Source organism: Collinsella aerofaciens (assembly GCF_015555045.1).
Classification (GTDB): Bacteria; Actinomycetota; Coriobacteriia; order Coriobacteriales; family Coriobacteriaceae; genus Collinsella; species Collinsella aerofaciens_W.
Genome location: NZ_JADNJQ010000002.1, coordinates 62,521 through 85,636 on the forward strand (window position 1 = coordinate 62,521; position 23,116 = coordinate 85,636).

The 23,116-nt window shown below is 60.2% G+C and carries 20 protein-coding genes; 6 read left to right on the top strand and 14 right to left on the bottom strand.

Features of this window, described 5'->3' with window-relative positions:
• Positions 1-172 precede the first annotated feature (172 nt).
• The 4 genes from I2E45_RS01555 to I2E45_RS01570 form a co-directional block, all read right to left on the bottom strand.
• On the bottom strand, positions 173-835 hold the full coding sequence (locus I2E45_RS01555; RefSeq protein WP_161145500.1) for a response regulator transcription factor: 663 nt from the start codon (positions 833-835) through the stop codon (positions 173-175).
• A 50-nt stretch (positions 836-885) separates the two neighbouring features.
• The gene (locus I2E45_RS01560) at positions 886-2,223 is read right to left on the bottom strand and encodes a glutamine synthetase family protein (protein ID WP_195443941.1); all 1,338 of its coding nucleotides are present in this window, start codon (positions 2,221-2,223) and stop codon (positions 886-888) included.
• A 134-nt stretch (positions 2,224-2,357) separates the two neighbouring features.
• Positions 2,358-3,380 (bottom strand): LacI family DNA-binding transcriptional regulator, encoded by a 1,023-nt coding sequence (locus tag I2E45_RS01565; protein WP_195443942.1) that lies wholly within the window; start codon positions 3,378-3,380, stop codon positions 2,358-2,360.
• Between the two features lie 125 nt (positions 3,381-3,505).
• Entirely contained in the window at positions 3,506-4,198 is a 693-nt protein-coding gene (locus tag I2E45_RS01570; RefSeq protein ID WP_117745681.1) for a GntR family transcriptional regulator, read from the bottom strand.
• Between the two features lie 848 nt (positions 4,199-5,046).
• Between I2E45_RS01570 and I2E45_RS01575 the strand changes: the two genes are divergently transcribed.
• Positions 5,047-5,772, top strand: a complete 726-nt coding sequence (locus I2E45_RS01575) for an ATP-binding protein (RefSeq protein WP_195443943.1) — start codon at positions 5,047-5,049, stop codon at positions 5,770-5,772.
• A gap of 304 nt (positions 5,773-6,076) precedes the next feature.
• Positions 6,077-6,271 carry a hypothetical protein gene (locus I2E45_RS01580; protein WP_195443944.1) on the top strand — a complete coding sequence of 65 codons (195 nt, stop codon included), beginning with the start codon at positions 6,077-6,079 and terminating at the stop codon, positions 6,269-6,271.
• Positions 6,272-6,370: 99 nt separating this feature from the next.
• On the opposite strand, the gene I2E45_RS01585 is transcribed toward I2E45_RS01580, so the two are convergent.
• From I2E45_RS01585 to aspS, 7 genes are all read right to left on the bottom strand, one after another.
• Positions 6,371-8,320 (bottom strand): NAD(P)/FAD-dependent oxidoreductase, encoded by a 1,950-nt coding sequence (locus I2E45_RS01585; RefSeq protein WP_195443945.1) that lies wholly within the window; start codon positions 8,318-8,320, stop codon positions 6,371-6,373.
• Positions 8,321-8,422: 102 nt separating this feature from the next.
• Positions 8,423-8,623 (bottom strand): hypothetical protein, encoded by a 201-nt coding sequence (locus tag I2E45_RS01590; RefSeq protein ID WP_195443947.1) that lies wholly within the window; start codon positions 8,621-8,623, stop codon positions 8,423-8,425.
• Between the two features lie 202 nt (positions 8,624-8,825).
• Positions 8,826-11,153, bottom strand: coding sequence for a ferrous iron transporter B (gene feoB / locus I2E45_RS01595; RefSeq protein WP_195443949.1), 2,328 nt, complete (start codon positions 11,151-11,153; stop codon positions 8,826-8,828).
• 123 nt (positions 11,154-11,276) lie between these two features.
• Positions 11,277-11,498, bottom strand: coding sequence for a FeoA family protein (locus tag I2E45_RS01600; RefSeq protein WP_006234774.1), 222 nt, complete (start codon positions 11,496-11,498; stop codon positions 11,277-11,279).
• Between the two features lie 39 nt (positions 11,499-11,537).
• The gene (locus tag I2E45_RS01605; RefSeq protein ID WP_022094360.1) at positions 11,538-11,780 is read right to left on the bottom strand and encodes a FeoA family protein; all 243 of its coding nucleotides are present in this window, start codon (positions 11,778-11,780) and stop codon (positions 11,538-11,540) included.
• Positions 11,781-11,973: 193 nt separating this feature from the next.
• Positions 11,974-12,222, bottom strand: coding sequence for an HPr family phosphocarrier protein (locus I2E45_RS01610; RefSeq protein WP_195404046.1), 249 nt, complete (start codon positions 12,220-12,222; stop codon positions 11,974-11,976).
• Between the two features lie 143 nt (positions 12,223-12,365).
• Positions 12,366-14,153: an aspartate--tRNA ligase gene (aspS, locus tag I2E45_RS01615; protein ID WP_195443951.1), complete on the bottom strand. Its 1,788-nt coding sequence runs from the start codon at positions 14,151-14,153 to the stop codon at positions 12,366-12,368.
• A gap of 256 nt (positions 14,154-14,409) precedes the next feature.
• On the opposite strand from aspS, the gene serB reads away from it, so the two are divergent.
• From serB to I2E45_RS01635, 4 genes are all read left to right on the top strand, one after another.
• Entirely contained in the window at positions 14,410-15,045 is a 636-nt protein-coding gene (gene serB / locus I2E45_RS01620; protein ID WP_117563673.1) for a phosphoserine phosphatase SerB, read from the top strand.
• 114 nt (positions 15,046-15,159) lie between these two features.
• Positions 15,160-15,942: a nickel pincer cofactor biosynthesis protein LarB gene (gene larB, locus I2E45_RS01625; RefSeq protein WP_195443953.1), complete on the top strand. Its 783-nt coding sequence runs from the start codon at positions 15,160-15,162 to the stop codon at positions 15,940-15,942.
• Positions 15,943-15,952: 10 nt separating this feature from the next.
• Positions 15,953-16,870 (top strand): nickel pincer cofactor biosynthesis protein LarC, encoded by a 918-nt coding sequence (gene larC, locus I2E45_RS01630; RefSeq protein WP_195443955.1) that lies wholly within the window; start codon positions 15,953-15,955, stop codon positions 16,868-16,870.
• 2 nt (positions 16,871-16,872) lie between these two features.
• Positions 16,873-17,412, top strand: a complete 540-nt coding sequence (locus I2E45_RS01635; protein ID WP_195443956.1) for a TetR/AcrR family transcriptional regulator — start codon at positions 16,873-16,875, stop codon at positions 17,410-17,412.
• Positions 17,413-17,714: 302 nt separating this feature from the next.
• Here I2E45_RS01635 and larD read toward each other — a convergent pair whose 3' ends face one another.
• The 3 genes from larD to I2E45_RS01650 form a co-directional block, all read right to left on the bottom strand.
• On the bottom strand, positions 17,715-18,446 hold the full coding sequence (gene larD / locus I2E45_RS01640) for a D/L-lactic acid transporter LarD (RefSeq protein WP_117790214.1): 732 nt from the start codon (positions 18,444-18,446) through the stop codon (positions 17,715-17,717).
• A 49-nt stretch (positions 18,447-18,495) separates the two neighbouring features.
• The gene (gene larA, locus I2E45_RS01645) at positions 18,496-19,773 is read right to left on the bottom strand and encodes a nickel-dependent lactate racemase (protein WP_195443958.1); all 1,278 of its coding nucleotides are present in this window, start codon (positions 19,771-19,773) and stop codon (positions 18,496-18,498) included.
• A gap of 419 nt (positions 19,774-20,192) precedes the next feature.
• A complete protein-coding gene (locus I2E45_RS01650) occupies positions 20,193-23,006 on the bottom strand; it encodes a phosphoenolpyruvate carboxylase (RefSeq protein ID WP_369831629.1) in 2,814 nt (937 codons plus the stop codon).
• Between the last annotated feature and the right edge of the window lie 110 nt (positions 23,007-23,116).

Sequence of the window (23,116 nt, forward strand, 5' to 3'; positions counted from 1 at the left end):
GCCAAACATGTGGCGGGCCATCATTGTTCACGTTGAGTTGTACCCCAATATGCGGGCGAACGTGTATGAGAACGCAATCTTTTAGGAAGGCTTAAGTTCTGCTGCAGACCCGAAAGGACCCGGCCTACGGCAAAACCACCACAAAGGTGCCTGTCCCCTTTGTGGTGGAAATCTAGTCCTTAAACAGATAGCCCACGCCGCGGACGGTGGTGATGTGTGCCGCGATCTGCGGGCCTACCTTGGAGCGGATGCGTCGAATGTGCACATCGACGGTGCGCGTGCCACCGCAGTACTCAAAGCCCCACACGCGGTGCAGCAGCACCTCGCGGCTGTAGGCGCGGTTGGGGTGCGTCGCCAAAAAGCTCAACAGCGAGTACTCCATCAGCGTCAGATCGATGGGCTCATCATCGAGCGTCACCTGGTAGGTGGCCAGGTTGATCTCGAGGTTGTCGATGTTGAGCACATCGTCGGCGGCGACGGTCTCCTCCTCGCCCATCAGGCGCTGTGCGCGAGCCTTGAGCTCGTTGGGCGTCGCCGTGGGGCATACAAAGTCGGCATGCGCGTGATTCGGCAGGCGCAGGGTGCCGAGCGCCTCGTCGTCGACAATCACCAACATGGGGACGCCGCCGCGATCGTCAAGCCACTTGGCAATCTGATCGATGCGGTCGCTGCGGATGCCGTCGGAATCGAGGATCAGCAGGTCAAAGTCGTGCGCCGCAGTCGGCGAATCGGGGGTAGCCAGGCTCACCTCGACACCCAGGGTGGTCGTCAAGCTGCGGGCAAACTCGTGGAAGCGCGTCGTGCGCGCCATGAACAGGGCACTCTTTTCGGACATATCGGCCTCCAAGGAAATGAGCTCAATCGTACTGGAACAAGCCAGCGTGATTAGGAGTTCGCCAGGTAGTGCTTGATCTCCCACTCGGTGATCGTGGACTCAAACTTATGCCATTCGTCGCGCTTCTTTTTGAGGAAGAAGCTGTGGATGTGCTCGCCGAGGGCATCCTTCATAAACTGCGAGTCCTCAAACACGTCGAGCGCCTCTTTGAGCGAGCGCGGCAGCGGCGTATAGCCGGCCTCAACCATCTGACGGTCGGTAAGCTTGAGTGTCTCGGCCGTGGCCTCGGGCGGGAGCTCCAGCTTGCGCTCGATGCCGTCCAGACCAGCCGCCAGCGTGACGGCGTTGACCAGGTACGGGTTGGCCATGGGATCGGGACTGCGCAGCTCGATGCGCGTGGACAGCTGCTTGCCGGGCTTGTAGACCGGAATGCGGACCATACTCGCGCGGTTGCGCAGGCCCCACGTGGCGTACTGCGGCACGGAGTCGCCGCCCGTGGTAATGCGCTTGTACGAGTTGACCGTGGGGTTGGTGATGGCGCTGATCTCGCGCGCGTGCGCCAGGATGCCGGCCATGTAGTGCTTGGCGATATCGGAGAGGTGGTACTTCTCGTCGTCCTCGCCCCAAAAGACGTTGTTGCCGTCGTGGTCGAATAGCGACTGGCACAGGAACATAGCGCTGCCGTCCTCGCCCGCCAACGGCTTGGGCATAAAGGAGGCGTGGCAACCGCTCTCGTAAGCCTGCTGCTTAATGATGAGCTTGGCCGTAGTGATGGCGTCGGACATGCTCAGGGCCTCGGCGTGGCGCAGGCTCATGCCATGCTGCGAGCGGCCGGCGGCGTGGAAGGTGTACTCCACGGGCACGGACATCTTCTCGAGCGTGAGGACCGTGTTGCGGCGCAGGTCGCGAGCGGCATCGCTCACCGAAAGGTCAAAGTAGCCAACGTTGTCGAGCGGCTCGGGCGTGCGCTCGTCGGGGAAGTAGTAATACTCCAGCTCGGCGCCCACGTTGAGCAGGTAGCCGGCCTTCTCGGCCTTGTGGAACATACGGCGCAGAGCATCGCGCGGGTCGCCGGCGAAGGGCTTGCGATCGGGAGTGCACACGTCGCAGAACACGCGGGCGACGCCGTTGTGGCTCGGGCGCCACGGCAGAATCTGGAAGGTCGAGGCATCGGGGAACGCGAGCATATCGGCTTCCTCGGGCGTGGCAAAGCCCTCGATGGCTGAGCCGTCAAAGCCAATGCCCTCCTCAAAAGCGACCTCGAGGTCCTCGGGGCTGATGGCAAAGTTCTTGAGGCGACCGAGAATGTCGACAAACCACAGACGCACAAAGCGGATGTCACGCTGCTCTACAGAGCGGAGTACGTAATCGATGTTCTGCTGGTTCATGTCGCTCCCCTTTCTTTCAGGCGGGTTTCGACTGTTCTTTATCGCAGATACTATCGCAGAAAAATGTTTCCGCAGGGTTAAAGCGTGTCCGGCGCTCAAAAAACGTGCGCGAACAGGCAGTTGCGAACGAGCGGCTAGCGCGAAGTCGAAGCGCGGTGTTCGATGTGGCCGGGGATCTCGATGCGTTTGGGCGCCAGCTTTGCGGCCTCGCCCACGGTGGTGGTAACGACGTCGATGCGCTCGGAAAGGCGCTCGACTACGCGCTCGGCAATGGTGAGGGTGTCCTGCGCGGCCGTGGTGACGCCGCCAAAGAGCACATGGTTCCAGGGGTAGTCGTCAAACGTCGCGATCTTGAGCCCCGCCGGCAGCGAGGGACCAAGCTGCGCCAGCGCCTCGGTCAGACGCAGGAAAACCAGGCCGTTGACAGCAATGAGGCCGAGCTTTTTACCTGCATAGCCGCGGATGGTCTCGTCCAGGCGGCCGACGCCCGTGGCGCCCCCGTCGGCCAGGGTGACGACCTCGCCGGCAAGGCCGCGGTGCAAAAGCTCGTCGGTAAAGGCCTCGGCGCGCTTGCGACGCACGGGGCTGTCGTCGCTTGCCTCGGTGAGCAGGCACAGGCGCTCGCTGCCAGCGGCGGTCAAGGCGTCTACCAGGCCGGCGACCAGCTCACGGTTGTTAGATGTCACCAGATCGACACCGCCGTCGGCAACGTCGCGGTCGAGCAGCACAACGGGCAGGCGCCCCGCGGCCGCGGCGATCGCCTTGTCGTTGCCTCCGCAGGTGTTGACGACCAGGCCGTCCACGTCAGCATCGATAAGTCTGGCGAGCGACTCGGCCTCCTTAGCGGGGTCGTTACCGCTAATGGCCGTCATGAGCGAGCAGCCGCGCGCGGCGGCGCTGGCGGAAAGTCCTTCAAGCATGGCGCTCGAGAACGGGTTGGCGATGTCGGCCAGAATCACGCCGATGAGGTTGGTGCGTGAGCTGCGCAGATTGCGCGCGGCAGCACGTGGGCGATAGCCGGTGCGCTCGATAACCGCCGCGATGCGAGCACGGGTTTCCTCGGTCATTTGCCCGGGACGGTTGTTGAGATAGCGCGAGACCGTGGCCGGGCTCACACCCGCCTCGGCGGCAATGTCCTTGATTCTCATCTGCGCCATGGCGCACCCCGTTTCCCAATTGTCAGCAGTCTGAGCCATTTTAGGCATTTTTTTAAAAATCTCGCTTGCAAAACGCTGTAGGTGAGCAGCGTCGTTTTTACGTCTCGAGCAGATGCGATGATGGGCTAGATAGACGAGTCTTTAGGCAGCTCAAAGTAGTCGGGATGCAAGGCGATAACCGGGCCCTGCTCCTCGGGCATCAGGTGCAAGTGCGTCTCTGCCAGATAACTCGCCGCATCGGTATCGCCCCTCTTAATGGCCTCGAGAATCCGGCGATGCTGCCGACGAATCGGCTCCCAATCCAGATCCTGCGACACCATACGCAACCAGTTGTATCGCTCAAAATGCGTGTTGATGCTCTTCATCCAATCCCACAACATGTGACGATCGGCAATCTCAAAACATGTCTCATGGAACAAGTTGTCCAGATCGAAAAAGCGACGTGTTTCGCTATGGTCGAGTGACTCGGACTCGGCAAGAATCTGCTCAAGCCGCTGCTTTTGCTCGGGCGTAGCAGCCGAACAACATTTAATGAGCACGCTTCTCTCGAGCTTCTCGCGCAAGAAACAGGCGTTCTCGGCGCGCTCCATGCTGATTTTTGAGACATAAGTGCCGCTTTTGGGACGCGTTTCCACCAGCTCCTGCTCACGCAGGCGCACAAAGGACTCGCGAATGGGCGTGCGCCCGATTCCCGTCTCCTTTTCCAGACCAATCGCCGAAAGGCGCGTGCCAGGCTTGAGCTCGGCATAGATGATCTTGGAGCGCAATGCGTTGTATGCCTGGTCTTGCAGGCTCTGATAATGCTGGTGTTGTTCCATAAAGCCCTCGGATGAAGCCCACGGTTTGTCGAATATCACCACGTAATACTATCGCATCGACACGCCCCAGCTCCCAATCAGTCTTTTTGGGACGGGGCTCTTTTAGCTACCCTGGCCCGCAGATCGGCCCCCTTGCCACAAAAGTGGCCCATCTACTACGTTAACACGGATAGCCTCGGCCATACCGAAAACCGTGAAAACAAAACCGCAGGTAGACAGCTTGTCGATTTTCGAAAAAGCCGACTATGGTTGACCCCTGCGGCTTAAACGTAGTAGATAGGCCCTTTTCGTGGCGCAGCACTACTGCACCCCAAATTGGCACCCCGAGCCCTCGTGAGTTGCCAACAAGCTGTTCGCCCAGCGCTTTATCCGCGCGGCATTTGGAAAATAGCACCACCGCAAAACCCGCGAGTAGCGCTTACTTTGCTATATCTTGCTATACTTTGCTATATCTTGCTATATCTTGAGCAAAGGTGGCTCACATGCAAACAAACCCTTTTAAGCCCACAGCAGGTAAAACACCTCCCACGATTATCGGCCGCGAAGATGTGCTCGAAGAATTCAATGAGGGCCTCACCAACGGGCCTGGTGCCCCTGGGCGCCTAATGCGCATAGCCGGCGTCCGTGGAACGGGCAAGACGGTCCTCCTTGACGAGTGCTCACGTTTGGCGCAAAGCCGTGGCTAGACGGTCATAAAAGAGGTCGCAACCGAGGGACTTTGCCAGCGCATTCTCGAACAGCTGCAGCCCAAATTCCAGGCCAAACACGCCAGATTTGAGCCCACCGTAGCTGGCATATCCATCGGCAGCATAGATATTGAGCGAATCGGCCCATCGCTACGCGACGCCATGAGACAGACAATAACCAAGAATGGAAATGGCCTGCTCATCACTCTCGACGAGGTTCAAGACGCAGAGCTCGATGAGGTCCGAACGCTCTCCATTGCGATTCAGCAGGTTATCGGCGAAGACCTTGATATCGCCTTTGTTTTTGCTGGGCTGCCTTCGATGATTGAAAGCATCATCAACGGAAAGACACTTACGTTTTTGCGCCGTGCCCTCCCCTTTGATCTGAAGGCTGTGGCAGTAACCGAAGTGTCGTACTCCCTCGAGGAAACCATTGAAGCGTCTGGCGTGGAGTTGCAGCCAGGTATTGCCGGCCAACTTGCCGAGGCAACGCAAGGCTATCCTTTCATGATCCAACTCGTTGGATACTACGCATGGCAGTTGGCAAGACGCGCACATACAGCGATTATTGGAGAAGAAGAAGCCGAGCGTGGCATTGCAACGGCACGCGAACGCTTCTGCGCCATGGTGATTGAGCCCGCGCTGCGGCGCATTCCGCCCACGTGCATCGCTTATCTGCTGAGCATGGCGTCTTTGGGGCAGACGAGCTCGACCAGCATGGTTGCCGATGCCCTAAACAAAACGCCTCAACAGGTGAGCTCCGTCCGCAGCCGCCTGTTAAGAGAATCGATTATCGAGGCCCCCTCGTACGGCAAGGTCTCATTTGCCATCCCCTACATGCGCAATTACCTCTACGAACACAAAGCCGAACTGGAAGTTGAACTGTAGAAGCGGTAACTGCCCTGCAAGACGAAAACCGTTTTCATACGGATTTAAAGCAGACGTAAACGGTTTTCGTCTGTTTTACGTTCGGGAATAAGACGCAAATTGCACTTTCGTATGGTTTTACGCCAAACGCAACACGCTTTTGTCCGGCTATGCGTCCCCAATCCAGACGAAAAGGGCCCCGAGCTCGTGTGAGCTCGGGGCCCTTTGTGCCGCACATCTATGAGATGGAATCGATGCGCACGGGCGCTACTCCATGTAGCCACCCTGGGATGGCGGAAACCTCGTCGTTCCCCGCCTGATGGGCGTGCTCAAGGCATCCGTCCCCCTCTTTATCGACGTGACCGGCAAAAAGCTCGTCGAGGAAACTATCCGCACGCACCTCGATGTGGCCGACGCCATCGCCTCGCGCAATCCCACCGCCGCGCATGACGCGATGTATCTGCACCTGGTGTATAACCGCAACATGATTGCGGAGGGAGCAGAAGCAAAAGGCATTTAGGGCCCGACAATAATCTTTCTTTGGCAAAACGCAAGCGGCGGCTGCCCAACACACAGGGCAGCCGCCGCTTTTTGCAATCGATTGGCGCAAAGGGGTTGATTAGAGCTCGCAGGCGACCTTGTAGCCATCGCCGATGGCGTCGCGGATGTTGCCGCACTTGTTGGCATCGCCCAGCACGTGGGTGGCAACACCGGCGGCGGCAAGGTCGTCGGCCAGCTTGGTATTGGGACGATAGCCCATGGCAAGCACCAGCGTATCGGCACCGGTGATGGTGTGGACCTCGCCGTCCTTCTCGTAACTGATGGTGTCCTCGGTAATCTCGGTCACCTTGGCCTCGGTCAGCACGTGGACGCCCTTGGAGAGCATGCGCGTGATGAGCACCGCGCGACCGGCACCGCCCTCGTTGGCGGCGAGCGTCTTGGTCATCTCGATGACGGTGACATCGCGATTGGCCGGCGAGAGGTCATTGACCAACGGGGCCAGGTAATCGGCCGTCTCGCAGCCAACGGTACCGCCGCCCACGATGACGATCTTCTTGCCCGGGAAAGCCTTGCCGCTCAGCAGGTCGTCAGCCGTCATAACCTGCTTAAAGCCCTGCATAAAGGCCGGGGCGATGGGCTCGGCGCCATAAGCCAGGACAACCTCGTAGCCGGCGTAGTCACGCTGAATGTCCTCGGCAGTAAGCTCGGTGCCAAATACGCACTTCACGCCGACCTCGGCCAGGCGACGGTACTGATACTTGATCACGCGGGTGAGTTCCTGCTTTGCCGGCGGAACGGCCGCGATGCGCATCTCGCCACCCGGCTCGTCCTGCTTATCCACGAGCACTACGTTGTGGCCGCGCTTGGCAGCAATGTAGGCTGCCTCCATGCCCGCAGGACCAGCGCCCACAACCAGCACGTTCTTAGCCTCGGCGGCAGGCTCGTAGCCGGCCTCGTCGCGCTCAACATCGGGATTGACGGTGCAGGAGATGCGCTTGCCAAACATAATGCCGTTCAGGCAGCGCAGGCAGCCAATGCAGGGGCGGATGTCGTCGGCGTTGCCGGCGGCTGCCTTGTTGCAGAACTCGGCATCGCACAGATTGGCGCGGCCCATCATGCAGATGTCGGCAGCACCGTCCTCGATCAGCTCCTCGGCAATCCATGCCTCGTTAATGCGGCCGACCGTGGCAACGGGAATGTTGACGTGCTTTTTGATCTCTCGCGAGCAGGCGGCATGCGAGGCCTGCTGCGTGCCGGCGGCGGGAATGGCAGAGCCGCGCTTGATGGTGGTACCGCCCGACACATGAATCATGTCGACGCCGGCCTTCTCCAGGCGACGTGAAACGTAGATCATGTCGTTGAGGGTCAGGCCGCCATCGGTGTACTCGTCGCCCGAGATACGGACGTCGATGATAAAGTCCTTGCTGCAGCGCTCGCGAATCTCGGCAATGACCTCGAGCAGGAAGCGCATACGCGCGTCGAGCGAGCCGCCGTACTCATCGGTACGCTTGTTGTAGAGCGGGGTCAAAAAGCCGCCGAGCATGCCGTGGGCGTGCGCCGCATGGACCTCGACGCCATCGACGCCGGCCTTCTGCATACGCACGGCAGCGTCGCCAAACTGATGCGTGAGCTCGTGGATCTCATCGACCGTGATAGGACGCGGTGCCTCGCGGGCATAGGACGGTCCCACGAAGGACGGAGCGATCAGGCGCGGCGTGCCCGGAATGTTAAAGGCCATGTAGGCGGGGTGGAAGAGCTGCGGCATGATCTTGCAGCCGTACTCGTGGACAGCCGCGGCGAGCTTTTCCCAACCGGGGATAAACGTGTCGTCGTAGCAGCACATGTCACCCGGCAGATAGGTATAGGTGGGCTCGACCGTCACGACCTCGGTAATGATGAGGCCAACGCCGCCCTTGGCACGGGCACGGTAATGATCGACCAAGTCGTCGGTCACATAGCCATGATCGGCCAGGTTCGTGGACACCGGCGGCATAAAGACGCGGTTCTTGACCTCGGTCGTACCGACCTTGATCGGACTAAAGAGCATTGGATAGGCGGAGGACTCCATGCGGGATTCCTTTCATTTGAGCCGCTAGGCGGCAGTTGCTGACGTACCTATCGTACCAGAAACTGCCGTATCCGCAGTCAAACATGCCCAAACGCCGGTCGGCTAATGAATACCGCGACCCAAGTCTTCGGCGATTTTGTCTACGCCCTTAAGTGCAGCGCACGTCTTTTTGTTGGAGCAATGCCCCGTGCAAACGCCACCCTGAGCGCAGTCGGCGCAGGTGCCCTTGCGGTAGATGCGCACGCACACGGCGACAAACGCAACGCCGATAACAGCCAGTACAACAATATCGATAGGTGCCATAGCAAGCCTCCTCTAGTTAACCACCACTTACTTTACCCCATTCTCCACCTACCAAAAAGGGACAGGTTTATTTTGGTCGGTTTTATCTGCGGAAACGCCACATCTTAACTTCTGGGGCAAAGTAATCTGTCTCCCATGCACAAAAAGCCCGGGGTCGCTGGGACACCCGGGCTCGTGGAAAGGGGTTAATCCTTATTCGGACTTAGGCGGAAACTGCGGCAGAAGCAGTGTTGGTCTCGTCCTCGTCGGTCCATGCATGTTTGGGCATGGGACGGAAGATCTGGAAGAGCATCGCAACCAGCAGCACGATGGTCACAATCGTCCAGATACCAAACTGTCCCAGCACAAGCAGGTTGTAGAACTGGTTGATGAACAGGCCGATAACCCAAGCGAAGGCGCACTCGTAGCCGATGGCAATCGCGGTCCACTTGCCGGAATCCATCTGGTTGCGGATGGTGCCCATGGCGGCAAAGCACGGGGCGCACAGCAGGTTGAACGCTCCAAAGGCAACGCAAGCACCCATGGTGGGGAACATGCCGGCAAACGCGGTCCACAGGCTCGGGTCGGTCTCGCCCGCGTCGGCGACGGACAGCAGCGAGCCGGCGGTGGCGACAACGTTCTCCTTAGCGACAAGGCCAGAGACAGTCAGCGCGGTGGCCTGCCAGGTGCTAAAGCCGAGCGGGGCGAAGATCCAAGCGACCAGGTTGCCGAGCATGGCAAGCACGGAGTAGTCCATGAACTCCTCGGGGATGCCGTCCATCGCAGGCAGGAAGCCAAAGGAGCCGTTGTAGCTGCCAAAGTTGGACAGGAACCAAACCACGACAGTGGAGGCAAAGATGACCGTGCCGGCCTTCTTGATAAAGGCCCAGCAGCGCTCCCACACGTGCAGCGCCCAAGAGCGGATCGCCGGGAAGTGGTAGGCAGGAAGCTCCATAACGAACGGCGTCGGGCGGCCGGCGAAGAGCTTGGTCTTCTTGAGCATGAGGCCCGAAGCAATGACGGCAAAGACGCCCAGGAAGTAGAAGAGCGGGCTGATCCACGCGGCGGTGGTGGAAGAATCGCCGATGATGGAACCCATGAGCAGGGCGATGATCGGCAGCTTGGCGCCACAGGGAATGAACGTGGTGGTCATGACCGTCATGCGGCGGTCCTTCTCGTTCTCGATGGTCTTGGTAGCCATGACGCCGGGGACGCCGCAGCCCGAGGACACGAGCATGGGAATAAAGGACTTACCGGACAGGCCAAAGCGGCGGAACACGCGGTCCATGATGAAGGCGACACGGGCCATGTAGCCACAGTCCTCCAGGAAGGACAGCATGACGAACAGCAGGAACATCTGAGGCACAAAGCCAAAGATGGCACCCAGACCGCCGACGATACCGTCGCAGACCAGCGAATCAACCAGGCCACCGTCCTCGGTGCCGCCTGCCACAAGGGCGTCGTGCACCACGGTGGTGATGCCGGGGACATAGGGGCCGTACTGCGCCGGGTCGACCGAGTCGGCATTGTCGCCCGCAGCCTCGACAGCTGCGTCGTAGGCGTCGCGACCCTGACCGAGCACGTACCAACCGTCGGTACCGAAGAGCTGGTCGTTGGTGAAGTCGGTCACCGTGCCGCCCAAGGTAGAAACGGCGATGTAGTACACACAGAACATGATGACCACAAAGATCGGCAGGCCCAGGATACGGTTGGTAACCACGCGGTCGATCTTCTCGGAGGTGCTCATCTTGGCCGGAGCCTTAGTGAGGCACTCGTCAATGATGTGCGCGATGACGCCGTAACGCTCGCCGGTGATGATGGACTCGGCATCGTCGTCGCAATCCTGCTCGCACTGGGCGACCAGCTCCCCCACGCGAGCGGCCTTCTCCTTGGTGAGGTTGATGAGTTTGCAGGCGTCTGCATCACGCTCGAACAGCTTGACGGCGTAATAGCGGCGCTTGTTGGCGGGAACGCTCGCCGGAAGGTTGTTCTCGATGTGGTCTAGAACGTCCTCGATAGAAGAATCGAACTTGTGCTCCGGCACCTGGCCCTTGGAAGCAGCGGACTTCTTAACCTGCTCGAACAGCTCCTTGATGCCCTTGTTCTTAAGAGCGGAGATCATCATAACCGGGCAGCCGAGCTTCTTGGAGAGCTTGTCCGTGTCGATCTTGTCACCGTTCTTCTCGACCAAGTCGGCCATGTTGAGGGCAACGACCACGGGCAGGCCGGTCTCGATAACCTGAAGCGCCAGGTACAGGTTGCGCTCGAGGTTGGTGGCGTCGACCACCTGGACGACGACATCGGGCTCTCCGCTCATGAGGTAATCGCGCGAGCATTGTTCCTCGGGACTGTAGGGGGAAAGCGAGTAGATGCCGGGGAGGTCCGTAATGGTAACGTTCTTGTCGCTTAGGAGCTTGGCTTCCTTTTTCTCAACCGTGACGCCGGGCCAGTTGCCAACGTAGCCGTTGGCGCCGGTAATCAGGTTGAAAAGCGTGGTCTTGCCGCAGTTGGGGTTACCCGCCAGCGCGACATGGATCTGAGAATCCGCCATTCAATCCTTCTTCCTTGTGTGCCTGCGCTGCTTTCTCCGCGCAGGCTGGATAATGTGCTTCAAAGTTGCAGCATTAAGTTAGAAAAACCTAACTTTATCTGCAGAAATATGCGCCGCGAGTCCTTACTGAACCTCGACGACGGCGGCCTCCTCCTTGCGGATGGAAAGCTCGTAGCCGCGCACGTTGATCTCGACCGGATCACCGAGCGGTGCAACCTTCACGACCTTGAACGAAGTGCCCTTGATGAGCCCCAGGTCCATAAGGTGGCGGCGAAGCGCGCCCTCACCGTGAAGCTTGACGATGGTAGAGCTCTCGCCCACCTTAACGTCACCCAACGTCTTCATCCTCTTGTCCCCCTTTCGGTTTTTATCAAATGCTGCGAACTAACCGACGGTCATGATGTGCATGGCCACCTTGGAATCGATGCCAAAGCGTGCGCCCAGCACCGTGACGATGATATTGGCGCCACTCGAGCTCACCACGTGGATTTCGTTGCCCTCGACAAAGCCGAGGTCCTTGAGGTGGTGCTTCATGTCCTCATTGCCCTTTACACGAGACACGCGCACGGTTTCGCCCGCTTTTACCATCGAAAGCGGCATGGCCGGCATCTGCGGTCCGCAAGACATGAGTAGCTCCTAACGTCAGTTCGTCCTTAACATCGACGCGATAAAAGTTAACCACGTCTATGTTCGCTTTAGTAAACTAACACGTGGTTAACTTTTTGGAAAGGGTCCCCATTCAGATTTCGAAAAAGTTTCCTATACGAAACAAAACAAAAAGGCGCGGCAAAGAGCTGTCCTTTGCCGCGCCCCGTCATGCTTAGAGCGAGAGGTTTCTGATCGACGTAACGCAGGAAGCCTCGTCTACGCCCGAAACACGAAAGACGACGCTCTCGCCGCACTCACCATAGAGGGCCATGAGTCCCATGACATCGCGGCCATCCGTGTGGCGATCGCCGATGCTGACTGACACGTCGCTACGATGCTTGGCAATGATGTCATAGAGCAGCGCAACCGGGCGGGCATGTAATCCCAACGGATCTTTAATCGTCTTTGTAAACTCGACCATGTCCCCTCCCACGACATCGCACATTCGGCCGGCAAACCCAGCCACGTGGTAGTTATTGTACGTTACCGGCGCACCCCCGTCTCACAAAAAACGAGGGAAGGCACGCGTCCTTCCCTCGTTGCGGGCAATATGTAGCCACTCGCCTACATCAGGCGCAGGCTGACGTCCTTGAGCTGGGCGCCACTAACGGCACTCGGGGCGCCCGACATGAGGTCGGAGCCGCTGGCCGTCTTGGGGAACGCCATGACGTCGCGGATGGAGTCGGAACCGGTGAGCAGCATGCACACGCGGTCCAGGCCCAGAGCGAAACCGCCCATCGGGGGCGCACCAAACTTGAGGGCCTCCATGAGGAAGCCGAACTGCGACTCGGCGCGCTCCTCGGTAAAGCCCAGGAGCTTGAGCATGGACATCTGCATCTCGGCGTTGTGGATACGCATACCGCCACCGCCGGCCTCAAAGCCGTCCATGACAAAGTCGTAGGTGCAAGAACCGGCCGCCAGCGGGTCGGCCTCGATCTTGGCGATGTCGGTCTCGGTCGGCAGCGTGAAGGGCTGATGCTCGGCAGCGTAGGCCTTGCGGTCCTCATCCCAGTGGAACAGCGGGAAGTTGACGACCCACAGGAAGTCGTGGCCCTCACGCTTGATCTCGAGTGCGTTGGCCATGTGGGAACGCATGCCGCCCAGGATCTCGTCAGAGAGCAGGCGCGGGCCGGCGGCGAACATCACGAGGTCGCCAGGCTCGACGTCCATGCGCTCGCGCAGAGCAGCCATCTCCTCGTCCGAGAAGAACTTGACGATGGGGCTGTTGATGGAGCCGTCCTCGCGGAAGGCGATCCAGGCCAGGCCCTTGGCGCCAAACGTGGAGGCCACGCCGGCGAGCTTATCGATCTTGGCACGTGCCCAGGCACCGGCGCCCTTGGCGTTGATGGCCTTGACGACAGAGCCCTCCTCGTTCGCGGCAGTCGCAAAGACCTTGAACTTGGAGTTGGCAAAGATGTCGGTCAGGTCGACCAGGTGCATGCCATAGCGGGTATCGGGCTTGTCGGAGCCATAGGTGTCCATGGCATCCCAGTAGTTCATGCGGCGCAGCGGCGTGGGCATCTCGACGCCCATGCGACCGAAAGCATCGGCAAGAACCTCTTCGAGCGCGCTCATGACATCGTTCTGGTCCACGAAGGACATCTCGATATCGACCTGAGTGAACTCGGGCTGGCGGTCGGCACGCAGGTCCTCGTCGCGGAAGCACTTGGCAACCTGGTAGTAGCGCTCGACACCACCGACCATGAGCAGCTGCTTCAGGAGCTGCGGGGACTGCGGCAGGGCGTAGAAGTTACCCGGCTGGATGCGGCTGGGGACGATGAAGTCGCGGGCGCCCTCGGGCGTGGACTTGAACAGGGAGGGCGTATCAACCTCCATGAACTCACGGTTGTGCAGCGCCTCGCGAATGGCAAAGGTGAAGTCGGAGCGCAGCTTGAGGTTGGCCATCATTTCGGGACGACGGAGGTCCAGATAGCGATAGCGCAGGCGGGTGTCCTCGCTGGTCTCGATGCCGTCCTCGATCTGGAACGGCGGGGTGACGGACGTATTGAGTACCTCGGCGTGGTCGGTCAGGACCTCGATCTCGCCGGTCGCGAGCTTGGTGTTGGTGGTCTCCTCGCCACGAGCGCGCACGACGCCGTGGATCTTGATGGGCCACTCGGGACGCATGGTCTCGGCGATCTTAAAGGCATCGCCGTCGGAGTGCTCGGGGTCGAAGGTGAGCTGCGTGATGCCCTCGCGGTCGCGAAGGTCACAGAAGATAAGGCCGCCGTGGTCGCGGCGACGGCTCACCCAACCGGTGAGGGTGACCTCTTCGCCCACGTTCTCGAAGCGAAGCTCGCCGCAGGTACGGGTGTGCATGGAATGCTCATCGATGGGACGGGTCTGGCTCATACCAGTGATCCTCCTTTATGGATCTGTGCCGCCCCGTGTCGTTCCGGGCGGCGTCGTACAGATTTGCCCAGCCTGCGTAAACCGCGCAGCCGGGCATGGCGTTCTATCTTATCGCACCCGCGTCGATGTGCCGCGAAAAAGTAGCTCTTGCCCAAAGACTTGACGGAGACGAAACAATTGACGCGGCCTGGCCGTCGCCCAAGCGCGCGGCGTGCGACAATGTGCCCCAATACAACCGCACTCGGAAAGGCCCGTCATGACCGCACGCCTCATCGTTATGGATATCGACTCCACGCTCATCAACCAGGAGGTCATCGACCTGTTGGGCGAGGAGGCCGGCGTGGGCGAGCAGGTAGCGCAGATCACCGAGCGCGCCATGCGCGGCGAGCTCGACTTTAAGCAGGCGCTCGAGGAACGCGTGGGGCTGCTTGCCGGCTTGGATGAGAGCGTATTCGAGCGCACCTTTGAGCGCGTGACGTTTACCCCCGGCGCGCTGGAGCTTGTGCGCTCGGCACACAGCAAGGGCTGGAAGGTCGGCGTGGTAAGCGGCGGCTTTCACGAGGTCGCCGACAAGATCGTGGCCGCCGCGGGCATCGACTTTTGCCTCGCTAACCGCCTGGAGGTCGTGGACGGCAAGCTCACCGGTAAGCTGGCGGCAGACATCGTGACCAAGGAGTCCAAGCTCATCCAGCTGCTGGATTGGGCGGTTGAGTGCGGTGTCGACATGGCCCACACCGTCGCGATCGGCGACGGCGCCAACGACATCCCCATGATTCAGGCCGCGGGCACGGGCATCGCGTTTTGCGCCAAGCCCAAGACGCGCGAGGCCGCCCCGTTTGCCATCGACGAGCGCAACCTGATGCTCGCCATGGACATCATCCTGCGCGACTAGCCGATCCGTCTAACAATTGAATCAGTCTGTCCTATAGTTTCCGAACAATTTTGTCTTAGTGTTCGGAAACATACCCTTTGAGTGCTAGACTTTGCGCCGTCGAAGGGAACATATATGGATAAGCGAGATCTTGAGCAGTTGCTGAGCGATGTTGCCGGCGGAGCAGTCGCCCCTGCCGATGCCCTCACGCGCATCCAGACGGCGCCAACCGCCGACCTGGGTTTTGCACAGCTCGATCTTTCGCGCGGGGTGCGCCAGGGAGCCGGCGAGGTTGTCTACGGCGCCGGTAAAACCGCCGAGCAGGTTGCCGCCATTATCGAAGCACTGCGCGATGCCGGCCAGGAGCGCATCCTGGTCACGCGCCTGGACGCCGAAAAGGCAGCCCGCACCTCGGAGCTCCTCGACAACGGCATCGACCTGGGATATGCCCCGGACGCACAGCTCGCCCTCGTGGGAGGCAAGCCCTCCCCCACCGGCAACGGACGCATCGTCGTCGCCTGCGCCGGCACGAGCGACCTGCCCGTCGCCGAAGAGGCGGCAGTGACGGCCGAGTTCTATGGCAACGAGGTCGATCGCCTCTACGACGTAGGTGTCGCCGGCCTGCACCGTCTGCTCGCGCATGCCGAGGAGCTTGCCCAGGCACAGGTGGTCATCGCCATCGCCGGCATGGAAGGCGCGCTGGCGAGCGTTGTCGGCGGCCTGGTGAGCTGTCCGGTCATTGCCGTTCCCACCAGCGTGGGCTACGGTGCGAGCTTTGGTGGCGTAGCCGCGCTGCTCGCCATGCTCAACTCCTGCGCCAGCGGCGTTTCGGTCGTCAATATCGACAATGGCTTTGGTGCCGCATACCAGGCAAGTCTTATCAATCATCTGAGCGCCGGCACACCCCGCGCCCGTTAAGGAGCATTCCATGTCTAACCATCAGCACACGCTTATCATCGATGGCACCTCGGGCATCAGCGGCGATATGACCGTCGCGGCCCTGCTCGACCTGGGCGCCAGCGAGGAGCACCTACGCGAACAGCTCGCCACGCTGCCGGTCGACGGCCTTTCGATCGCCGTGACGCGCGTAAACAAGCATGGCATCGACGCCTGCGATTTCGACGTCCAGCTTGCAGAGGGGCTCGAGAACCACGACCACGACATGGCCTGGCTCTACGGCAACGAAGCAGCTGCCGAGCACACGCACGAGCATGAGCACCACCATCATGATCATAGCGAGCACGAACACGAGCACTGCCACGAGCATGACCATGAGGGCCACGCCCATGAGCACGAGGATCATCACCACACCCACCACCATCATCACCGCTCGCTAGCCGACGTCACCGCCATCATCGATGGCTCGCAGCTATGCGATGGCGCCAAGCGTCGTGCCCTCGCCATTTTTTCCGTACTCGCTGCTGCCGAGGCCAAGGCTCACGGCAAAACGCCCGACACCGTCCTGTTTCACGAGGTGGGCGCCGTCGACTCCATCGTCGACGTCTGTTCTGTCGCCATCTGCCTCGACGACCTGGGTATTGAGGATATCGTGGTCGAGTCGCTCTCCGAGGGCCACGGAACCATCCGCTGCGCCCACGGCCTCATGCCCATTCCCGTCCCCGCTGTTGTCAACCTGTGCCAGGCAGGCAATATCGCCCTCACGCCTGCACCGGTCGCCGGCGAGCTCGTGACGCCGACGGGCGCCGCCATCGTCACCGCGCTGCGCACGTCCGACCAACTGCCCTCACGCTACCGCATCGAAGCCGTCGGCTACGGCGCCGGCAAACGCCCCTACGAGGGTTGCTCCGGCACGCTCCGCTGCCTGCTCGTTCACGCGGACGCATAGCCATGGATGCCCGCAAGGCAAAAAGCCGTGCCGCCATCGTTGCGGCGTTCTCCGAGCTCCTGTGCGAGGAAGATTACGGCAAGATCACCGTCGGCGACATCATCGCTCGCGCCCACGTAGGTCGGGCCACGTTCTACGGCCTCTTCAAAAGCAAAGATGACCTGCTCGCTGAACTCGTGCGCGATATCTGCACCCATGCCCTCGACGATGACGGTACACCCCTCGACGACCCGCTCGTACAGGTCGAGCATATCCTCAACAACCTCTGGGAACGCCGTCAGGGTGTACGGGCACTGGTAGCCGGCGCCGGTTCACGCGTCTTCGCCGACAGCCTCCGCAAGACCATCATGGCCCGAGCAGCCGAAACCGTCCCTACCGACCCAAACGGCCCCGCCGGCACCATGGACCGCAGCTTCCTACTACACCACATAGCCTCAAGCTTCGTAGGAATGGTCCAATGGTGGGCCTGGCACAACTTCCAAGCAGATAAAGCCGACGTAGCCAAAGACTACCTCTCGGCCATAAAGCCCCTCTTCAACTAAGTAAACCCCTCATCCCAAAGCTCCGCCCCAACCCAAAGCACAATCCATCCCAAAGTATCAACAACAGCCCAACGCCCCTACCAGCAACAAGCCCCTCCCATCCAAATTCAGATATATATGTTGGGTTGCTTGTACGAACGCAACAAAGACCCCGCAGCTGACCGCATGGGGTAACTTCCCAGCGCATTCCGCAGGACGCAAAAAGGCTCGCCGCACGAAGTGCGCAGCGAGCCTTTTTGCATGTCCGAGGACGCGCTGGGAAGTTACCCCATGCGGCCAGCGGACAACTATGTAGCCTCAGACTAGAACATGCCCAAGAAACCGTGCACAAACAGTGCAGCCAGAGCGGCACCGACAAACGGAGCGATGCCAGGAACGAGCAGGCCGTACTTCCAGTTATTGTCAGCCTTGTTCTTGATCGGCAGCACCTGATAGGCCATGCGAGGACCAAGGTCACGAGCCTGGTTCATGGCGAAGCCGGTGATGCCGCCCATGCCCATGCCAACAGCCCAAACGATCAGACCGACGCAGATAGCGAGCATCAGAACGTTCTCGCCGGCGCGGTTAGCGGCAGCAAGGATGGCGCTGATGAACACAAAGGTGCAGATAGCCTCGCAGAAGAAGTTACGAGCATAGTTCGTGCCCTCGGTGGTGGGGTTGGTCGAGAAGATGTTGCGCTGGGCAATGGGATCGACGACGCCATCGGAAGCCTTGAACTCATCGGCATACATAAGCCAAGCGATTACGGCGCCCACAAAGCCGCCGAGCATATCGGCAATCATGAAGGGGATGCAGCTGCTCCACGGCACCAGGCCGACGATGCACTGGGCAAGCACCATAGCCGGGTTCATGCACACGGCGCCGCCAAAGACAAACAGGCAGACCGAGATGCCAAAGGACCAGGTGGTGATGGCAAACATGTGGCCGGAGCCCTGATACTTGGTGCCCTTGAGCACGGTATCGCAGTGCACGCCCACGCCAAAGATGATCATGAGGGCCGTTGCGCCGAATTCGCAGAGGAGTTTGGTAAGCATAAAACCTTATCTTTCTTGTCGGTTATAAACGATTCGTTTAGGCCGCGCGCTAGTGCTGCGCGACGACAACGCCCAGGCCATCGGGAATGACGGCAACCTTGGCGTCAGCACCCTTCATCTCAAAGGCGAGCTTGAGCGCCTCCTCGAGGGTGTTGACCGGCGTCATGTGCATATCCTTGATCATCTGGTGATCGCACAGGTCGGTGACCATGATCACAGGGTGATGTGCCAGGATGCGGGCGAAAATCTGGCTCGTCCACTGGTCGGGCAGGGTCTCGTCCTTGGGACGATCGATGCAGGCGCGCTCAAACTCTGCCGGATCGTTGTCGGCGATGTTGTGATAGAAGCCCTCGCCACCGTGACCGTCGGCGCAACCGGCAACGTCGATAATCACGCCGCCTTCGGGAAGCGTGGCCTCGGCAGAGCACATGCCCTTTACAGCCTGGTAGATGTTCTGGTCGAGCGGGTAGCCGCCGTTGGTGGTGACGGCAATCTCGCACTCGACGGGCTCAACGCCGGCAAGGCTCTTCACGAACTCGCAGCCAGCTTCGTGCGCCTTGTGGATGTCGCCGGCAAAGGAGCCGATGACCTCGTGCTTGCCGTTAAGTACCACGTTAAGCACAAAGGCAAGGTGAGCCATCTCGGCAGCGGCAAACATGTCCTCGCTCACGTGGTTGTGGCACAGGTTGCCGGCACGCGAGTGGGAATCATTCACAAACTGACCGTTGTGGTTGTACATGATGGTCTTGTAGCTGGCGATGCCGGGCAGGACGGACTTGCGGCTGCCGGAGAAACCGGCAAAGAAGTGCGGCTCAATGAAACCCTCGGCAAGCAGCAAGTCGCATTCGGCGGCAATCTTGTTGATGATGCAATCGCCGCCAGAAGGCAGGGTGCCGATCTTTTTCATCATGCTGTCGTCAGTCGCAACATGCATGACGATTTCCTCGTTGGCAACGATCTCCTCGCCATACTTATTGACGAGTTCCTCGTGCGTCGACGGACGGTGCATACCCGTAGCAACAAGAATGCGAACGCGCGCCTCAGGCGCAGCGGAGTGGATGTGATGCAGCAGAATAGGCATCGTCACACGCGAGGGAACGGGACGCGTATGGTCGGAGCTAATGATGACAATATCCTTCTTGCCAGCACAAAGCTCCTCGAGCGAAGGCGAGCCATAAGGGTTGGCAAGCGATTCCTCTACCAGCTCTTCCTGCGATTTTGTGGTCTTAAACTCGTTTTGATGACCTTCCATCACACCCGCGAAGTTCTTATCCTCGAGCTCCAGATGCAACGTCTTGTGGTCAAACGGCAGTTCACATTCAAACAATGACGAGCGCCCTCTTCCTTTAAACTGACACACTAGATAAACCGTTGGAAGGATACGCCGCTCACCGAAAAACACCACCGTCCACCGACTCATTAACACAACGTTCATATTTGACCCACAACAAAACGGCCGCGACCCCAAACGGGACCGCGGCCGCAACAGTCGTAAGGCGAGAAGCGCCACATGCATCTCAATCCCAATCGATAAGACGCGAGGCGCGAAGCGCACTTTATTATCATCAGCTTTAATCCCTGAAGACCGAGGGCGAAGGGACCCGATGGGTTTCCCTCTGAATGCATTCCGCAGCACGAAGCCCCCTTATCCGCAGCTCTGAAAGAGCAGGATAAGGGGGCTTCAAGTGCGAGGACGCATTCAGAGGGAAACCCGTCGGGTCCCGGTGAGAGCCACAGGGCTATCGATTACCCCGTGTTTTGCAAACCTGCCGAGACGCCGGTCACAGTCGAAAGAATCAGGCTCATGTACTCGGCCTTCTTCTCCTCGGCCATCTCGTCCTGGTTCATACGCACCTCGCGAAGGGCGCGGACCTGGGCGATAGACAGGGCGTCGACGTAGGGGTTGCGCACACGAACGGCGCAGCCGAGCACGCGACGACGCTGCAGCGGCCACTCGTCACCGACGATGGCAAGGACCCACTTACGCGTGAGCTGCATCTCGGTGAAGACCTTCTCGGACAGATCCTGCCGATCGCCCAGGTGCAGATACATCTTGGCGATGCGCTGATCGGTCTTAGCGATCGACATCTCGATGTTGTCGATAAAGGTGCGGAAGAACGGCCACTCCTGGTAGGCAGCCTTAAGCTGGTCAAGGTCGCCCAACTGCTCGCAGGCGGTGCCCAGGCCGTACCAAGCGGCCAGATTGATGCGCGCCTGGCTCCAGCTGAAGATCCACGGAATGGTACGCAGGTCGTCGAGCGACTTGGCGCCCAGGCCGCGCTTGGCGGGACGCGAGCCGATCGGCAGCAAGCCGACCTCGGTCAGCGGCGTCACGGTCGAGAACCACGGTGTAAAGTCCTCGGTGTTCAGCAGGTCCAGATAGCGCTCGTGGCTTGCGGCGTTGAGCTTCTCGGCCATATCCCAGAACTTCTGCGTGGTCTCGGTGTTGGTCTTCTCGACACTCGGGGCCGACTGCAAAAGCGTTGCAGCGGCAACGGACTCAACATGGCGCTGAGCCAGCGTGCGGTTGCCGTAACGGGCAAAGATGACCTCGCCCTGCTCGGTGAGCTTAAAGAAGCAGTTGACCGAACCCTTGGGCTGCGCCAGCACGGCCTTGTTGGCCGGGCCGCCGCCACGGCCCACGGCACCGCCGCGACCGTGCATGAGCACCAGATCGATATCGTTCTTCTCGGCCCACTTGGCGATACGCTCCTGCGCGGAGTGCAGCGCGAGCATGGCCGTGGTAGGACCGGCATCCTTGGAGGAGTCGGAGTAGCCCAGCATGACCTCCATGCGGCGGTTGGTCTGGGCAAGGCGCTTTTGCACCACGGGCAGCGTAAGCATCTGATCGAGCACGTCGACGCAGCCCTCGAGGTCCTCGAGCTGCTCGAACAACGGGATCACGTCGAGCTCGGGGACATCCTCCTCGTGTGCAAAGGACAGGTGCGCCAGCTCAAAGACGTCGGCCACATGCTGAGCGCTCTTGGTAAACGAGATGATGTAGCGGTGCGCCATCTTCTTGCCGTAGCGCTTTTGGATGGAGCCGATAGCGCGGAAGGTATCGATGACCTCGCGCGTCATGGGCTGCAGGTCGCCATGGATACCGTTCTCGTGGATATCCTTAAGGGCGCGGGCATGCACCACGGAGTGCTGACGGAACTCCATCTCGACCATATGGAAGCCGAAGGACTCGACCTGCCAGATGATGGTTTGGACCGGGCCGTAGGCAGCACGGACGGCACCGCAGGCGGCCAGCGAACGCTGGACGACGCGCAGGTCATCCAGGAACTCGTCGGCGCTGTGGTACATGGTGTCGGTGATACGACGGACGGTGGCGTTCAGGCGGTCGGCCATGACGAGCATGACGGCGCGATGCGGCTCGTGCTCGGAGATCAGCTCGGCGCGGGCCGTGTAACGAGGGCTCATCTCGACCTGATGGTTCCACAGGTTAATGAGCTCGGCCGACGGCTTGCTGTAGGTAGCCTCGAGCGTGAGGTTGCGGCCGATGTGGCGGCACTTGTCCTCGAGCTTGAGCACCATGTGCGTAAAGTACTTGGCGGCGACCTCACGGCTCACCTTGGCGGTGACGTTGGGGTTACCGTCGCGGTCGGAACCGATCCAGCTGCCGGGATGGAAGAACGCCGGGCACAGCGGCGGCACAGTACCGGCCTTGTCGCCCAGCACCCAATCGTCAAAACGACGATAGATAACGGGGATAACGTCGAACAGCGTGTTATCGAAGATGTCGATGATGGTATCGGCTTCCTCGACCGGCGTGGGCTTCTTGAGCGCGATGGGACTCGTACGCACCAGGGCGTCGATCTCCTGCAGCATATGGCGCTCGTTCTCCACCAGGTCGGAGCCGCCCAGACGCGGACGCTCCTCCAGCAGGTTGGAGATACGGCGGATCTTGCCCTCGACGGCCTTACGACGGGCCTCGGTGGGATGTGCGGTAAAGACAGGGTGGAACTCGAGCTTGTCGAGCAGCTCGTTGGCACCCTCGACACCCAGCTCATTCACCAGCTGGTGATAGGCAACGGTAAGCTCGTTGGCAGGATCGACCTCGGTATCGGTCGACGCACCGGCCTCGCGCTCGCGCAGCTGCGCCACACGGTAGTTCTCCTCCGACAGGTTTGCCAGATGGAAAAAGCTCGTAAAGGCGCGAACGATGACCTGCTGCTTATCGAGCGGCAGGCTGTCGATCAAATCGACGACCTCACGAAATGCCACGGCAGTGGGCTCGTCGGCGGTGGGCACGCCCTGCTCGTCGACGGCTTCGTCGGCAGCGCAGGTACCGGGGTTGCCGGCATTGACCACAATCTCGGCTGTCAAAATCTTGTCGAACAGGTCCGCGATCTCGGGATCATACTCGCTAAGCACACGGCGCTCCAGGCGCAAGAACAGCGCCAGATTGTCGCGCAGCTCCTCGGGGATCTCGATCTCGGCGAGACGCTCCCTGGACTCGGCATTCGAGCCGATTCGGTTAACGAGGCGGTTGACCACGGCAGCGACGCGCGCCGCGGCTTCGGGTACAGACTGGTTGCTTAGGTTCTCAGCCACGTTTCCTCCCATTCCTCCTTCTATGCACGTAACATGCGGTATTCATTATAGGCGCTTGAGAAATACTTTCGACACTGATTGCGCTTTACCACACAAAAGTATTTTCTGCA

Coding starts and splice junctions, on each gene's coding strand:
- I2E45_RS01585 (WP_195443945.1), bottom strand. CDS start 8,320: ATGGAGTCCTCCGCCTATCCAATGCTCTTTAGTCCGATCAAGGTCGGT.
- larB (WP_195443953.1), top strand. CDS start 15,160: ATGGATAAGCGAGATCTTGAGCAGTTGCTGAGCGATGTTGCCGGCGGA.
- I2E45_RS01605 (WP_022094360.1), bottom strand. CDS start 11,780: ATGTCTTGCGGACCGCAGATGCCGGCCATGCCGCTTTCGATGGTAAAA.
- larC (WP_195443955.1), top strand. CDS start 15,953: ATGTCTAACCATCAGCACACGCTTATCATCGATGGCACCTCGGGCATC.
- feoB (WP_195443949.1), bottom strand. CDS start 11,153: ATGGCGGATTCTCAGATCCATGTCGCGCTGGCGGGTAACCCCAACTGC.
- aspS (WP_195443951.1), bottom strand. CDS start 14,153: ATGAGCCAGACCCGTCCCATCGATGAGCATTCCATGCACACCCGTACC.
- I2E45_RS01570 (WP_117745681.1), bottom strand. CDS start 4,198: ATGGAACAACACCAGCATTATCAGAGCCTGCAAGACCAGGCATACAAC.
- I2E45_RS01610 (WP_195404046.1), bottom strand. CDS start 12,222: ATGGTCGAGTTTACAAAGACGATTAAAGATCCGTTGGGATTACATGCC.
- I2E45_RS01560 (WP_195443941.1), bottom strand. CDS start 2,223: ATGAACCAGCAGAACATCGATTACGTACTCCGCTCTGTAGAGCAGCGT.
- I2E45_RS01635 (WP_195443956.1), top strand. CDS start 16,873: ATGGATGCCCGCAAGGCAAAAAGCCGTGCCGCCATCGTTGCGGCGTTC.
- I2E45_RS01600 (WP_006234774.1), bottom strand. CDS start 11,498: ATGAAGACGTTGGGTGACGTTAAGGTGGGCGAGAGCTCTACCATCGTC.
- I2E45_RS01565 (WP_195443942.1), bottom strand. CDS start 3,380: ATGGCGCAGATGAGAATCAAGGACATTGCCGCCGAGGCGGGTGTGAGC.
- I2E45_RS01555 (WP_161145500.1), bottom strand. CDS start 835: ATGTCCGAAAAGAGTGCCCTGTTCATGGCGCGCACGACGCGCTTCCAC.
- I2E45_RS01590 (WP_195443947.1), bottom strand. CDS start 8,623: ATGGCACCTATCGATATTGTTGTACTGGCTGTTATCGGCGTTGCGTTT.
- I2E45_RS01575 (WP_195443943.1), top strand. CDS start 5,047: ATGAGACAGACAATAACCAAGAATGGAAATGGCCTGCTCATCACTCTC.
- larD (WP_117790214.1), bottom strand. CDS start 18,446: ATGCTTACCAAACTCCTCTGCGAATTCGGCGCAACGGCCCTCATGATC.
- serB (WP_117563673.1), top strand. CDS start 14,410: ATGACCGCACGCCTCATCGTTATGGATATCGACTCCACGCTCATCAAC.